Origin of the sequence: Alkalinema sp. FACHB-956 (assembly GCF_014697025.1) — a bacterium.
Taxonomy (GTDB): Bacteria; Cyanobacteriota; Cyanobacteriia; order Leptolyngbyales; family Leptolyngbyaceae; genus Alkalinema.
Genome location: NZ_JACJRC010000019.1, coordinates 1 through 13299 on the forward strand (window position 1 = coordinate 1; position 13299 = coordinate 13299).

13 protein-coding genes and 1 pseudogene are annotated in these 13299 nt (G+C 50.8%); 3 read left to right on the forward strand and 11 right to left on the reverse strand.

Features of this window, described 5'->3' with window-relative positions; translation table 11 throughout:
• The 8 genes and pseudogenes from H6G21_RS17950 to H6G21_RS17985 form a co-directional block, all read right to left on the reverse strand.
• Nucleotides 1–114: pseudogene (locus H6G21_RS17950) on the reverse strand (photosystem II q(b) protein); the annotation flags it as partial.
• A gap of 353 nt (nt 115–467) precedes the next feature.
• Nucleotides 468–1673 (reverse strand): pentapeptide repeat-containing protein, encoded by a 1206-nt coding sequence (locus H6G21_RS17955; protein WP_242041910.1) that lies wholly within the window; start codon nt 1671–1673, stop codon nt 468–470.
• Nucleotides 1674–1925: 252 nt separating this feature from the next.
• Nucleotides 1926–2120: a DUF2949 domain-containing protein gene (locus tag H6G21_RS17960; RefSeq protein ID WP_190574786.1), complete on the reverse strand. Its 195-nt coding sequence runs from the start codon at nt 2118–2120 to the stop codon at nt 1926–1928.
• Nucleotides 2121–2753: 633 nt separating this feature from the next.
• A complete protein-coding gene (locus tag H6G21_RS17965) occupies nt 2754–3284 on the reverse strand; it encodes a DUF192 domain-containing protein (protein ID WP_190574787.1) in 531 nt (176 codons plus the stop codon).
• 16 nt (nt 3285–3300) lie between these two features.
• Nucleotides 3301–3996, reverse strand: coding sequence for a response regulator transcription factor NblR (gene nblR / locus H6G21_RS17970; RefSeq protein WP_190574788.1), 696 nt, complete (start codon nt 3994–3996; stop codon nt 3301–3303).
• Nucleotides 3997–4287: 291 nt separating this feature from the next.
• Nucleotides 4288–5214 carry an NAD(+) kinase gene (locus H6G21_RS17975; protein ID WP_190574876.1) on the reverse strand — a complete coding sequence of 309 codons (927 nt, stop codon included), beginning with the start codon at nt 5212–5214 and terminating at the stop codon, nt 4288–4290.
• Between the two features lie 128 nt (nt 5215–5342).
• Entirely contained in the window at nt 5343–6323 is a 981-nt protein-coding gene (locus H6G21_RS17980) for an SDR family oxidoreductase (RefSeq protein ID WP_190574789.1), read from the reverse strand.
• Nucleotides 6324–6503: 180 nt separating this feature from the next.
• The gene (locus tag H6G21_RS17985) at nt 6504–6605 is read right to left on the reverse strand and encodes a PetM family cytochrome b6-f complex subunit 7 (protein WP_190574790.1); all 102 of its coding nucleotides are present in this window, start codon (nt 6603–6605) and stop codon (nt 6504–6506) included.
• 114 nt (nt 6606–6719) lie between these two features.
• Between H6G21_RS17985 and pdxA the strand changes: the two genes are divergently transcribed.
• Nucleotides 6720–7772 (forward strand): 4-hydroxythreonine-4-phosphate dehydrogenase PdxA, encoded by a 1053-nt coding sequence (gene pdxA, locus H6G21_RS17990; RefSeq protein WP_190574791.1) that lies wholly within the window; start codon nt 6720–6722, stop codon nt 7770–7772.
• A gap of 66 nt (nt 7773–7838) precedes the next feature.
• Nucleotides 7839–8522 carry a tetratricopeptide repeat protein gene (locus tag H6G21_RS17995; RefSeq protein ID WP_190574792.1) on the forward strand — a complete coding sequence of 228 codons (684 nt, stop codon included), beginning with the start codon at nt 7839–7841 and terminating at the stop codon, nt 8520–8522.
• A gap of 59 nt (nt 8523–8581) precedes the next feature.
• Here the strand turns inward: H6G21_RS17995 and H6G21_RS18000 are convergent, their stop codons facing one another.
• The 3 genes from H6G21_RS18000 to gpmI are packed head-to-tail and all read right to left on the reverse strand — an operon-like array spanning nt 8582 to nt 11300.
• Nucleotides 8582–9415, reverse strand: a complete 834-nt coding sequence (locus H6G21_RS18000; protein WP_199307297.1) for a peptidase — start codon at nt 9413–9415, stop codon at nt 8582–8584.
• Nucleotides 9416–9649, reverse strand: coding sequence for a preprotein translocase subunit SecG (secG, locus tag H6G21_RS18005; RefSeq protein ID WP_190574793.1), 234 nt, complete (start codon nt 9647–9649; stop codon nt 9416–9418).
• 52 nt (nt 9650–9701) lie between these two features.
• A complete protein-coding gene (gene gpmI, locus H6G21_RS18010) occupies nt 9702–11300 on the reverse strand; it encodes a 2,3-bisphosphoglycerate-independent phosphoglycerate mutase (RefSeq protein ID WP_190574794.1) in 1599 nt (532 codons plus the stop codon).
• A gap of 546 nt (nt 11301–11846) precedes the next feature.
• On the opposite strand from gpmI, the gene H6G21_RS18015 reads away from it, so the two are divergent.
• Nucleotides 11847–13247, forward strand: coding sequence for a potassium transporter TrkG (locus H6G21_RS18015; RefSeq protein WP_190574795.1), 1401 nt, complete (start codon nt 11847–11849; stop codon nt 13245–13247).
• Nucleotides 13248–13299 lie beyond the last annotated feature (52 nt).

Below are 13299 nucleotides of genomic sequence, written 5' to 3' on the forward strand. Positions count from 1 at the left end.
GATCATCAGGACGCCGAACCAACCGACATAAATCCGGTTGTTGGTGCTGGTCACCCAGTTGCAGAATTGCTCCCACAGATTCGCGCTTTCGCGACGCTGTAGTACTGTTGTCATGGTTCTGTAATGATTGCGGAAATCAAGTATGTATATGTGGTGTTAACCACACTTCATATAGTAGCGGATTAATTAAGGAATGTAAAGACTGTTAAGAAAGTTTTCTTAATTTGTTTCAAACCGCACCCAATCCGCCGCCAGCAAGTCTTTCACCCCTATCTAGGGCGTTGCTTCTGAAGAAGAGCGATCGTAATTCGCCCAAGCTAGCAACATATTTCTTAATAAATTAGTGCTTCTGTAATTGCCACAAAATATCCTGGAGCCCACTCTAGCAAGCACTTCAGCCCAAGGATAATGAATTAAAGGAGGAAGGAATATTACGCTTTGTAAACTTGTTGCTCTTTGTAAACTTGTTACCCTTCGTAAACTTTACCGTGGGGCATGGTGGCTCCTTGCAAGAGGGCTCCGGTCATCTTCACCATGACCCGATCGTCAAAGCCTACCTTCGCCCCTTCTAAATTCGCCCCTCGCAGATCGGATCCACTCAAATCCGCTCCAATGAGGTTGGCTCCCCGCAGATCAGCATTTCTCAAATTGGCTTCCAAGAGATTGGCTCGAAAGAGATTGGCATTCTGAAGACTGGCCCCCTCTAAATTCACCCGATGCAAAAAGGCATCACTTAGATTGGCTTGACTCAGATTCGCACGAGCTAAATTACGGTTGGACAAATCTTTTTCCCGCAAATCTCTTCCCCGCAGATCAACACCGGATAGATCAGGCCCATGGGTTTTATAGGGGGTTTGGGGACTGCGGTAGTCCCGAGGAGAACCATAGGCACGGGCTGTATTTCCCGGTGGCGTATAGGCATGGGGGGGCTTTGGCGTCGGATCGACCGATCGTGCCTCGGAAGACTTGGCTTCAGACTGACGTGGATCAGACGCAGGGCGTTGATGCGACTGGTTAGTGCCAGCTTGGGATTGAGTCGATCGGTGATACTCAGCCCGGTAACGGGACTGTGCATAATAGTCCTGAGCTCTCGTAGCGCTGTTATTTGCCTCTTGACCCGACTGTCGCCCCTGGCCTCCAGCCGATCCTGTTCCGTGACCATTAGCTCCGTGACCATTAGCTCCGTGACCATTTGCGCCATGACCATTAGCTCCGTGACCATTTGCGCCATAGCCGTTAGCGTGATGCCCATGGTGTTGTGCCCCTGTGCCATGACCGCCATGACTACCTGAGCTGTGGTGATGGGATTGGCCTTGACTGGATTTGCCGCTTTGGTAGTAGTAATAGGACTGATAGCCCGTATAGGACTGGTGATTCGGACGAGCTTGCCCTTCAGAACGATGGGCCTGGTGGGAGGTCGCCGATCCAGAATGATGTTGCCCCGATGACGCAGCTCCCGATCGACCGCTTTTAGCCTGTTCTCGCAAAATATCGCGAGCGTGGTTCAATTCCTTAATTTTCTCTTCTGCCATTTGCAGAAGGCGCTGATTATCCTTAGGGAGCCGATCGGGATGCCAAACTAAGGCCAAATCTTTATAGGCTCGATTAATTTCTGCCAGGGTCGCGCTCGGCTTGATGCCCAAAAGTTGATAGCAGTGTTCTAGGTCACTCATCCACTTCACCACTACTGCCAATGATCATTCCAAAAACGCGCTCATGACCTCCCCGCTTGGTGTTGAAGTAGAGGTTGAACTTTTCTCAGTTTAAACGGAACTCTGGCGAAATGGCTGATAGCTAAAGAGTTAATTAACCCCTGCCCTTGTAAACTTGGCCGATCGGCTGCCTAGGCTACAAAATCAGCACAACGATGGCCAAAACTTAGGTGGATGCAGAAACTTAGGTGGATGCAGAGCCAGACCCTCGTCTTAGGCAGCCGCTTCTAACCAGTCGTAAATGCGATCTAACTGCTCCAGCGTGATTAAACCGTATTGCCACAAAATCATCGGCAATGGGTCATAGTCGCCCTTGCGTTGCTTCAAGGCAAAGTCGATCGACGAGGCAGAGACCGACAAGTCTTCCTTTAAAAATTGAATCAAATCGGGATAGGTTGATGGAGACATTGTTTGAGATCACCCCCGGAGTGTTATTAGAAATTCATTTGATATAAACGAAAGTCCAAGCTAATCAGGCTCCGACTCTCGCAAGAGATATTGTTGACAAAGAACGCTCGAAACGCACAGGTGATACAGGACAGTATTCGATTTGGCCGCCGATCGCCCTGAATTTGTAGGAACCTGAATCGGTTTAGTCAAACTCACGAAATGAGCAGCATTTCCCGGAACTTTTACAAAATATTTTTGCAAAAGCGTTGAGTTCTAATGGTTGCAGCAATAGTAGCACATATGTTCTACTTTGGCTTGTTCTACTTTGTTGATTTAAATCAAGTTTCAAATAGGAGCGGATATTTGAAAAGGCGGACAAACAATGCTGACAAACAACTGAGTGTGAAGAAAATCAGGAAAAACGCTCAGAGCTTTAGGTCGCAGAGAACCGAAGACTCAATAGGACAACACACAACCGTTAAATTAATTACAATTTATCCGGATTGAGGAGAGAGTATAACATGGCCTCTGCAAACTAGATCTAGAATAGCTATTTTTTTTATAATTGCCCTGACCGGATTGGGCTTCCTGGCTCCAGGCCCCCAGCTCTAGGACATTCTTCCTAACAAATGCCAAACAGATGCCAAATATTTAGCCTTGTGGTTGTAAAAAGGTGACTGTGATCCGATCTCCCACTTGTAGGTTGAGCGTTTGGGCGCGGCCTGCCCGTAGTTCAATCACTTGGTCAACCAAATCGTTAGGACCATAGGTGGGGCAAGTCGATGCATCTGTCTCACAGGGGGGCACTTGATCCGCGATCGCAACCACTTTGCCCTGATACAAAAACACCATATCTAAGGGAACAGGGACGTTCTTCATCCAGAAATTCACGGTTCTAGCGGGCGAAAAGGGAAACAGCATCCCTTGGTCGTCGCTGAGTGCTGGACGATACATCAGTCCCATGGCCTGTTGTTGAGGGGTTGACGCCACCTCTAGCCGAATGATTTGATCGGCAATTTTGGCTTGGGCGGAGACTGGCAGATATTGCCCCACCTTGGCGGATGCAGCAACGGGGGCCGCAGAGGCAATGGGCACATTGACTGTAGACGAGGGAGCACAGCCTAGGAGAACCATGCTCAAGCCCAAACAGCTCAGACCGATCGTGGTTGAGCGTAGATTCATCCTGGCTGAGCGGAGACTAAACTTCCCGCAAAACATATCCCACACCCCGAACGGTTTGAATGAGTCGCTTTTCGCCCTCATCTTCAATTTTGAGCCGGAGGTAACGGATATAGACTTCAATAACATTGGACTCTCCCACAAAATCGTAGCCCCAGACATTTTCTAGGATTTGCTCACGAGTCAGGACTTCACGGGAGTTTTCCATGAGGAATTTCAAGAGATCGAATTCCTTCATGGTGAGATCAATGATGCGACCATTCCGAAAAGCCTGCCGTGTCCCTAAATCCAACATCAGGTTACTAAACCGCAACACCTCCTGCTGGGGAACGTCCGTGCGCAGGTAATGTTTGACCAGTCGCAAAAAGTCGTCACTGCGGTAGGGCTTCAAAAAATAATCATCAGCTCCAGACTCAAGACAGGCAACTCGATCGTCCACAGTATCTTTATTCATCAGCAACAAGACAGGCATTCGCAGCCCCTGCTGACGTAACGATCGACAGAAATCCAGACCCGAATCTCCCGTTAACATGCGATCGACAATCACAAGGGCAGGTTGAGCATCTAGGGTCGCTCGCAGTGCAGCGTGGGAATCATTCACCACGCGAGCATCATAGCCAGACTCCTGCAAATCAACCCTTACACTGTGGGCCAAGAGTTCATCGGGTTCCACGATCAGGACGCGGGGGGAAGAATCCAGAAGAGTACTACTCATAGGGCTTGTCCTAAGGGAGGGCCTCTGAGGTCACAGAGGAACTGGAAGAAATCACTAAGATCGCATGATTAAATACTGCATGACTAAACAACACATCACTAAAAGGATGCTCTGTTAAAGCAATTTTCAGAGCCCAAGAAAGCACGATCGCGGAACCTCACAACTCAACGGTTGCTGGGCTGGTGAAAAAGCTGCATTAGAAAAAATTGCATTGAATAAATGAACTCAATTTTTTCCTATTGTACGCAGTCTGCCTAATTTGTGTAGGTTTCCTTCCCCTCCCACCAGGACTTACCGCCCAGAGGACTGATCGGCATTGAAGGGCTTTGCGACATGGGCTAACCCCCAACCTAATTTGTCTCGTAATAAATTAAAAAATTCTGGATTTTGCAGCCGGACAAATCGCGCTGGGTAATGGGATTTTTGAATACAAACTCGATCCTCAGGCATCACGTAACAGCCAGCGTTGCCATCGGCTACCAGCACCAAGCGATTGGGCGTCGCCGGAAAAATCGTCACTGGCTCGGTGTTACTAAACACTAAGGCACGGGAAGCCAAGGAGTGCGGGCAAATGGGAATCATACACATGACCGGAATCCCCGGCGTAATCACTGGGCCGCCAGCAGATAGGGAATAGGCCGTGGAGCCCGTTGGTGTCGATAAAATGATCCCATCAGCGGGAATATCAACGCGACTATTGCTGCCAATTTGTACTTCAAAGTGGCACATGCTAGTGAGCGGCTCTCGGTGGATCACCATTTCATTCAAACAGAGGGCTTCCCACATCAGGCTATTCTGACGATAGACCTGAATTCGCAGCATGGTACGTTCTTCGACATGGTAGCGATTACCTAAAACCTCTGCGATCGCGGTATCTAAGTCTGTCGCCAACACCTCCGTCAAAAAGCCCAAATGCCCCGTATTCACTGCTAATAGGGGAATTCCACAGGGTGCAACCTGGCGAAACGCTGACAGAACGGTTCCATCTCCCCCCAACACCACTGCAAATTCCACGGCTTTGTCAAACCCCGGCGGCACTAGGCGATCGATCGGGGTATGACAAACGGGAGCACTGGGATCGGAATACCCTAAAATGCCACCTTCACCTGTGGCCGTCACCACTGTCCAACCCGCTTGGGTGAGCTTAGCCTGAAGCATATCTGCGGCTTGGCAGGCTGTTGGCTTTTGGTCGTTATAGATAATGCCAGCTTTCGGCACAGGGATACCCGCATGAAAGGCTAAATGAACGAAAGAGGCCAACCGAAAGGATGACCCTAGACAGTAATCATCCATTTTTGACTAATTTGGCAGCCTCAAGTTTTAAGTTCCGTTACTTTTTCAAGTGGTTAAAACCGAGGGTAGTTTTTTTTGTTGGCTTTTTTCTTTTTGGCCTGCTCTTGGGCGTACTCCACTTCCTTCAACTTCTTGAGAATACGGCTGAAGTACTCTTGCATGTACTCTTCCAAGGTGGACATCTCTTGGGGATCGAGACCAAAGACCTTATAGACTGCTTCCATGGAAGTGGTCAGGGCTTGGCCAGTCGCGACAACTTCTGTAAACGCGAGGCGATCGGAAATGTTCCAACTCCACTGGAAGAATTTGGTCATTTGTCGGGCTGCCCGCAGAACTTGAATCGGCACCTTGGTGACCTTGGCGTCCTTCCCCGAAAGTCGTTCACACAGCTTAATAATTTCGTAGCCGTCCCACGCCCGTGGCCCCACCACTGGGAAGGATTGACCTTCCGTTTCTGGGACTTTCAACGCCTGGACTGCGAACTTCGCAATGTCGATCGTATCCATGAACGCCAAGGGAGAGGTTTCACCCACCACCCAGACCGCTTGATTTTCCAAGATGGGAATCGCGTACTGGCCGATCAGCCCTTGCATGAAGCCACAGGGCCGCAGAATTGTATAGTTCAGCCCAGATTCCTGAATAAATTTTTCCGTGCAGGTTTTAATTTGCATCAACGGCACATCGGGGTACTTCTCGCAATCCAAGATGGAGAAGAAGATTAACCGATCGCAGTCCGACTTCTGCATGGCTTGGATCAAGTTGACTTTGCCGTCCCAATCCACCTGTTTGATGCTCAGAGAATCAGTGGCGCGTGCAGTCGATGCATCAATGACAGCAGTCACTCCCTCCAGGGCTGCGGGTAGGGTGTCCGGTTCGCAAAGATTGCCATAGACCAACTCTGCCCCCCACTCTTTCAGAAAAGCGGCTCGCTTAAAGCTCCGAACCATACAGCGAACTGAGTACCCTTCATCCAGGGCACGGCGAGTCACCTGTCTTCCGAGAGTGCCCGTAGCACCGATAACTAAAATGCTCATGGAGGGTTCGTGACAAAATGTTAACTTTTCGTCAAATTCTATCAGAAATCCTGGGAGCTGTCTGAGGGGATACAAAATCTCAGGGGATACAAAAAAGGGCAACGGCTCCAGAGCAGAAATTTCAAAGAAAGTTTCTACCGCCGATCGCCCTTGCCCCTTGAGATTGAGGATGAATTGAATTTATTCTTCGCCGCCTTGTAATTTCAGCAGGGCAAAACCCACTGCTAGCCCAACCAGAATCAATGAAAATGCCAAAAACGCAGTATTAAATAGTTCGCCCATTGCATGTTCTCCCAAGACCTACAAGTTCTCCCAAAACTAGGAGAGTGGCTTAGATAAACCAAGCCTGCATGAAGTATTTTAGACCAGTTGGGACTACGCAATGGGGAATTCGGTATGGGGCCAGGGGAAATTCGGCGACCAAGGTTAGTCATCAGTCTAGGGGATCCGGCAGGAATCGGCCCTGAAGTTGTCCTCAAAGCTTTAGCGGATCCTGAAATCGCAGCGGTGGCAGAAGTAACGATCGCGGGATCTCGATCGATTCTCGAAGCCACCTATCAGCGATTACAGCACCAGGGCGTGGCATTACCCGATTGGGCGGATTTGAATGACTGGGAAGTGCCGATCGATCCCACGACACTCACCCAGATTGAAATGGGCCTGGGCAATGCCGCCAGTGGAGCAGCTAGTTTTCGGTATTTAGACGCCGCGATCTCCGCAACCCTGGCAGGGCAATTTGACGGCGTGGTGACGGCTCCCATTGCCAAATCCGCGTGGAAAGCGGCGGGGCATTGCTATCCGGGGCAGACGGAGTTGCTGGCGGAACGGGCCGAGGTTGCACAATTTGCCATGGCGTTCGTCGGTCGATCGCCCCATACAGGTTGGATCCTCCGGGCCTTACTGGCCACAACCCATATTCCCTTAGCTGAAGTTCCCAATGCCCTCACCCCAGAGCTGTTGGATCACAAGCTGGCTTTACTAATTCAGTGTCTGCACCAGGATTTCGGGCTCTCTCAACCCAGAATCGCGATCGCGGGACTGAATCCCCACAGTGGCGAACAGGGGCAACTTGGCCGGGAAGAGGTCGATCGGTTGAACGCATGGTTCACCCAAGCGCAACAAAAATTTCCCCAAGCAACCTTAGAGGGGCTGCTCCCCCCGGATACGATGTGGGTCAAACCGGGACAGGCTTGGTTCAATCCTCAAGCAACGGTCAAGGCCCACGACGGTTACTTGGCGCTGTACCACGATCAGGGCTTGATTCCGGTGAAGCTGATGGCCTTCGATCGGGCCGTTAACACCACGATCGGGCTGCCCTTTGTGCGCACTTCCCCCGACCATGGAACGGCCTTTGATATTGCAGGCCAGGGAATTGCTGATGCCACTAGTATGAAGGAGGCTATCTGGTGGGGCGCGCAGCTCGCCCAAGCTCGATTTTTCAAGTCTTAGTTTAAGCACCAGGTCAGGTATTGGTTCAATCGTTAGTTCAAGCATCAATCGCTTTGGGGGCCAGGGATGAAAGGGGAATTTTACCTGTGGGGCAGCTTTGTTTTATTAACCATCGCGCTCTCGGCTTGGGTGTTTCCTGCGATCGCGAATTCGGCGAGTGAATTGCGGCAGCGGGGGTTAGCCCTACGCGCCCAAGGAGACTACGGCGGTGCGATCGGAGCCTTTGAGCAAGCGATACAACTGGAGCCCCAGAATTTAGACAATCAACTGCTGCTGGGCTGGACGGTGTATAAGGCAGGCGATCGCGAGCGGGCTGCCCAGGTGCTCTCCCAGGTGACGACTAAAAATCCCTTTGCGGTCAATGCGTGGAATGCGCTGGGAATTGTGGATTTGGTATCCGGCAATGTCCATAGTTCCGTGGGATCCCATCTTTGGGCGACGATGCTGAATCCCAAAAATGAAGTTGCTCATTACAATCTCAGTTTGGCCTTGACTCGTTTACAAGCCTTCGATCGGGCGATCGCCCATGGCGAAGTAGCCACCCGCTTGGAACCGGACAATCCCCACACCTGGCTTGCCCTGGCGATCGCCCTGGCGGCCACCGATTCTAACCAAGCCAAGCAACATTACCGTAAAGCCATGGCCTTAAACCCAGGGCTAGAGAATCCGGAAAATCGCGCGATCGACCTACAAGAGGCTGGTTTCAGTCCAGAACAAATTCAACAGGTTCAAGCCTTAACCCAGCGGTAATCCCTCACTAATCCTTCATTCCACTGTTCCTGGATCCCGCCCCCCTTACACAGAAGTCATCAGCCTTTGGGTAACGGGGCCGCCCACCCCAAACGAGTCGGCTGTTCATAAACACGCTTGAGGGTGTTGATGTCACGCGGGGAAATTTTGGGTGGCTGCTTGACCTGGGAGAAATACAGCACATCCGTTTCCTGGGGACTATGCCCCCAAATCCCCAATGCATGACCCAATTCATGGCGGGCAGCGGCGAGTAACGTCTCCTTGGGCTGGCCCGATCGAAGGGCGATCGTGCAGCGATGGCGCAGCTTCGGTTGATTAATCACTTGGCTAGAGGAAGATTGGCTAGACTCCGGTTGCTGCCAGTACAGCTCGTAGCGGGTTTCCGCCATGCGTACCCGAGGAATCTCACGGGTTCCCGGGGTCCATTTCAGCGGCAAGCTAGACCGTTGAATTTGAATATCTGCCTGGGTTCGATCGTCCGTCAACGCCAGCGGTAGATAGGCCGTCCAGTCGCGAATGGCTTGGTCAACCTGGTCTTGCCAAACCTGTTCAGCCTTTGATTGGGCGGACTCCACATAAACTTGCACGGGAAATCTAGACCAAATTAGAGCCCCCACAGGTAACGCCTGCACTTGATCAAAATAATCCCCCGATCGATCTTCCCACTGAGCCAAGGCAGGGGGTAATGGGTGAATTTGTAATTCCGGTAACGATTTAGGAGTCAATGCAGGCGTCGCGATCGAGTGAGATCCCGGAGACCCGACCATTGCAACACACAACAAAACGATCGTAGTGACAATCAACCACGATCGTTTTAGCCGTAGGACTTTTCTAGGCCAATTTTTTTGAGTCCAAAAGGTCTGTGGTTTCAGCGCTTCTCGTTGCCGAGCCATTTATGCTTTGAGCCACCCCGCGCTCAGCACGATCGTCAACCCCATAAACATAACGAATAGCGTCCAAGTCACCCGATTCAGGGTCACTTCAGCACTCTTGGTACTGGTGAACAGTTGAGCCTGTCCCCCAAGTCCGCCTAGCCCATCGCCCTTGGGGCTGTGAAGCAGCACTAAAACAGACAGTCCAACGGCGGAGAACATCCAAAGGACTTTGATGACATTGATAAGGTTCATGGAGATAACGCTGAAAAAATGAAACAGAAACTAAAGCGACTACTAACCGCTACTAACGGCTAATTTTAACCGGGGTTCGATTGGCACGCACATCAAAGTCAGCGGACTGAATCATCGATCGACCGGTCATTTCCTCCGGCTGGGGTAGCTTGAGGATTTCTAAAATGGTCGGTGCAATGTCAGACAAGCGACCATCCGATCGTAGGGACACATCGGTTCCATGGCCAGGAATCTTCAGACCTTCCCCTTCCACCAAAATAAAGGGCACCAGGTTACTAGTATGGGCCGTCCAAGGATTGCCCTCTTCATCCCACATCATTTCCGCATTCCCGTGGTCAGCAGTGATGATTGCAGTGCCTCCTGCCCCATTGACCGCTGACAGCAGGTGCCCCAGGTAGTGATCCACTGTTTCTAGGGCTTTTACCGTCGGTTCCATTTGGCCCGTATGCCCCACCATATCGGGGTTTGCATAATTGATCACAATCAGCGAATAGATTCGCTTTGCGATCGCCTGAATGGCCGTTTGGGTCACCGCATCGGCGGACATCGTAGGAGCCATATCGTAGGTCGGCACCATGGGACTCGGCACCAATTCCCGATCTTCCCCAGTGAAGGGTTGCTCTAAGCCACCGTTAAAGAAATAGGTGACGTGGGCGTACTTCTCAGTTTCTGCAGTACGGAACTGCTTCAGACCTTGTTTGGCAATGACTTCGCCCAGAATATTGGTCATACTCATGGGTTCAAAGGCCACTAGAACAGGCAAGGAGCCGTCGTACTGTGTCATCGTGGCAAAGGTCAGCGGCTGAATCAATTCCCGCTCAAACCCGTTAAACTTCGGATCCACGAAAGCTTGGGTCAACTGGCGGGCTCGATCGGGGCGGTAATTGAAGAAAATCACGCCATCACCCGGATCGACGGTGCCGGGGGCAACTCGGGTTGGCAGGATAAACTCATCGGTTTTGCCGTTGGCATAGGCCGCTTTCAGAATTTCCGAGGCCGATCGGCCATCAACTTCACTGGCCTGGGTCATCACATCGTAGGCCAACTGCACTCGATCCCAGCGCCGATCGCGATCCATGGCATAGTAGCGTCCACTGATCGTGACAATTTTGCCAATACCACATTCATCGATGTAGGACTGCAAGCGATTGATCGAAGCAATACCATCCGTTGGCAGCGTATCCCGGCCATCGGTAATGGCGTGGATACACACCTCAGAGATGCCTTGAGCTTTGGCCAAATCCAAGAGACCCAACAGGTGATCTAAATGGGAATGGACTCCCCCTTCAGAGCAAAGACCGACAAAATGCAACTTGCCTTGGCTCGCTTGAACCGCTTCACAAACTTTAACCAGTGCAGCATTGCGGAGGTGGGCACCCGTTTCAACCGCATCAGAAATTCTGACAAGTTCCTGGGGAACAACACGGCCTGCACCAATGTTAAGATGGCCTACCTCTGAGTTTCCCATTTGCCCATCAGGCAAGCCCACATCTTTCCCAGAAGTCCGAATGAGTGTATGTGGATAGACCTTCGTAAGACTGTCCATGACCGGGGTTTTTGCTGCGGCGACTGCGTTACCGTCCAAGGCTTCGCGATGCCCCCAGCCATCTAAGATGATCAGCACCACAGGAGAAACAGGCACCTGTGCCATATAATTTTCGCCCTTTTATCTACTATCCTCCGGCGATCATACCACTGGAACTTAATTGCACAGTCGGTTGAGTGGATTAGAAAATCAAGGGCAGAGTTTACAAAACTAAATATTTATCTTAAAAATTTCTAAACATTTTTCCGTTCAGTCGTGGCTTGCTCCTAGGCGAAAATCGTTGTGAGTTCCCACCACAGGGGGAACCCTAATTGTTAGTCGATCGCATGACTGCCCCACCTCAAGATGAATTATTGAAGTCAATCTATAGTTAACTTAAGAATTGATCAAGATTCACGGGGCCGTCGTCAATCAACGAGGATGCAGTCTGTTCAGCACGAGTTCATCCAGCAGGGCGATGGGTGTTCATCGGATGAAAGAGGTATCTTGATTAGACTGGCGGGGTTAGGCTGCAATCGTTAAGAACCGCAAGATTGGCGATTGGCTGCTCGTTCGTTGGTATCCGTTGTGGCCGAGATCGAGACTCTGCACAATTCCTGACGCCCGTTTGCCGTAATCTCAAATGGAGAACGCTTTCGCGATCGTGCACTGATGACTGTTGCTAGAACCGTTTGCTTAGGCTTTTTAGCGGTAATTTTTATCGGAGCCCTTTTGTTAGCCATGCCATTTTCCTTGGCAGGCGGATACCCAGAAGGTTGGCTCAAGGCATTTCACATTGGGTTATTCACATCGACGTCTGCTGTCTGTGTAACGGGGTTATCCGTTGTAGATGTGGGGAAATATTTCACGATTTTTGGTCAAATTATCCTGGCGCTCTTAGCTCAAATCGGCGGCCTTGGGTATATGACCGCCACAACGGTCTTACTGCTACTCCTGCGCAAGCGTTTAGGACTGCGAGACAAAATTGCGATTCAACAGTCCCTGGATGTCGCCGGACTCTCAGGTTTGCCAGCGTTAATTAAATCCATCATTGCCACTACCTTAGTCTTTGAGGTGGCAGGGACGCTATTGATGCTGCCCACCTTTTCGGATCCCAGCCAGTTACCCCCCAATCCGGCCATGTGGCCAACCTTTATTCAGCAGGGAGGCTTGACCCCCCTCAAGTCACTCTGGCTGGCCCTATTTCATAGTGTCAGTGCATTTAATAATGCGGGTTTTGGGCTGTTTGCCGATAACTTGATGGGCTATGTCCGTTCCGTTCCCATCAGTCTTGCGATTTCCGGTCTGATCATTTTCGGTGGGATTGGCTATCAGGTGATTATGGAAGCCTTCTTTTGGCTCCGCAATCGCACTAAAGGAGAATCCCGTAGAACGGTTTTTTCTTTGAACTTCAAAATTGCAATTAGCACTACAATCGCCCTTCTTGGGATTGGCACGATCGCCTTTTTACTCACGGAACTCACCAACAGCCAGACCCTTGCGCCCTTACCGCTCTGGGATAAAGTGCTGGCAGCTTGGTTCCAGTCGGTTACCCCTCGTACAGCGGGATTTAACACGATCGACATTGGCAAAATGACGGCGACGGGACTATTCATCACCATCATTTTGATGTTTATTGGAGCCAATCCTGGGGGAACCGGGGGAGGCATTAAAACGACAACCTTTCGCATTCTGGTCAGTTGTACCACAACGGTTTTGAAGGGCAAAGAGGAAGTCCTGTGCTTCCAACGCCAGATCCCGATCGCGCTGATTCTCAAGGCCGTGGCTGTTGCCCTTGGCTCCGCTCTGACTGTGGCCCTCTCTACAACATTGCTGACTCTCACCGACCCTCAGCAACCCTTTATGCATCTCTTTTTTGAAGCGATGTCTGCCTTCGGCACTGTGGGGTTGTCCGCCGTGGGAACGGCTAACTTAACGCTGCTGGGTCAACTGATCCTGATTCCCACGATGTACATCGGTCGTGTCGGGGTTCTACTTCTGATGAGTGCAATTTTGGGAGATCCCAAACCCAGTTTCGTGAAGTACCCTGAGGAAAATTTGTTAGTGGGCTAGGAATTTTATAGTGGGCTAGGAATAGTGGGCTAAGAATTTATAGTGGGCTAGG

Excerpts from the sequence above, each read along its gene's own strand:
- H6G21_RS17955 (WP_242041910.1), bottom strand. The coding sequence starts at position 1,673 with ATGAGTGACCTAGAACACTGCTATCAACTTTTGGGCATCAAGCCGAGC.
- H6G21_RS17960 (WP_190574786.1), bottom strand. The coding sequence starts at position 2,120 with ATGTCTCCATCAACCTATCCCGATTTGATTCAATTTTTAAAGGAAGAC.
- H6G21_RS17965 (WP_190574787.1), bottom strand. The coding sequence starts at position 3,284 with ATGAATCTACGCTCAACCACGATCGGTCTGAGCTGTTTGGGCTTGAGC.
- nblR (WP_190574788.1), bottom strand. The coding sequence starts at position 3,996 with ATGAGTAGTACTCTTCTGGATTCTTCCCCCCGCGTCCTGATCGTGGAA.
- H6G21_RS17980 (WP_190574789.1), bottom strand. The coding sequence starts at position 6,323 with ATGAGCATTTTAGTTATCGGTGCTACGGGCACTCTCGGAAGACAGGTG.
- H6G21_RS17985 (WP_190574790.1), bottom strand. The coding sequence starts at position 6,605 with ATGGGCGAACTATTTAATACTGCGTTTTTGGCATTTTCATTGATTCTG.
- pdxA (WP_190574791.1), top strand. The coding sequence starts at position 6,720 with ATGGGGCCAGGGGAAATTCGGCGACCAAGGTTAGTCATCAGTCTAGGG.
- H6G21_RS17995 (WP_190574792.1), top strand. The coding sequence starts at position 7,839 with ATGAAAGGGGAATTTTACCTGTGGGGCAGCTTTGTTTTATTAACCATC.
- H6G21_RS18000 (WP_199307297.1), bottom strand. The coding sequence starts at position 9,415 with ATGGCTCGGCAACGAGAAGCGCTGAAACCACAGACCTTTTGGACTCAA.
- secG (WP_190574793.1), bottom strand. The coding sequence starts at position 9,649 with ATGAACCTTATCAATGTCATCAAAGTCCTTTGGATGTTCTCCGCCGTT.
- gpmI (WP_190574794.1), bottom strand. The coding sequence starts at position 11,300 with ATGGCACAGGTGCCTGTTTCTCCTGTGGTGCTGATCATCTTAGATGGC.
- H6G21_RS18015 (WP_190574795.1), top strand. The coding sequence starts at position 11,847 with ATGACTGTTGCTAGAACCGTTTGCTTAGGCTTTTTAGCGGTAATTTTT.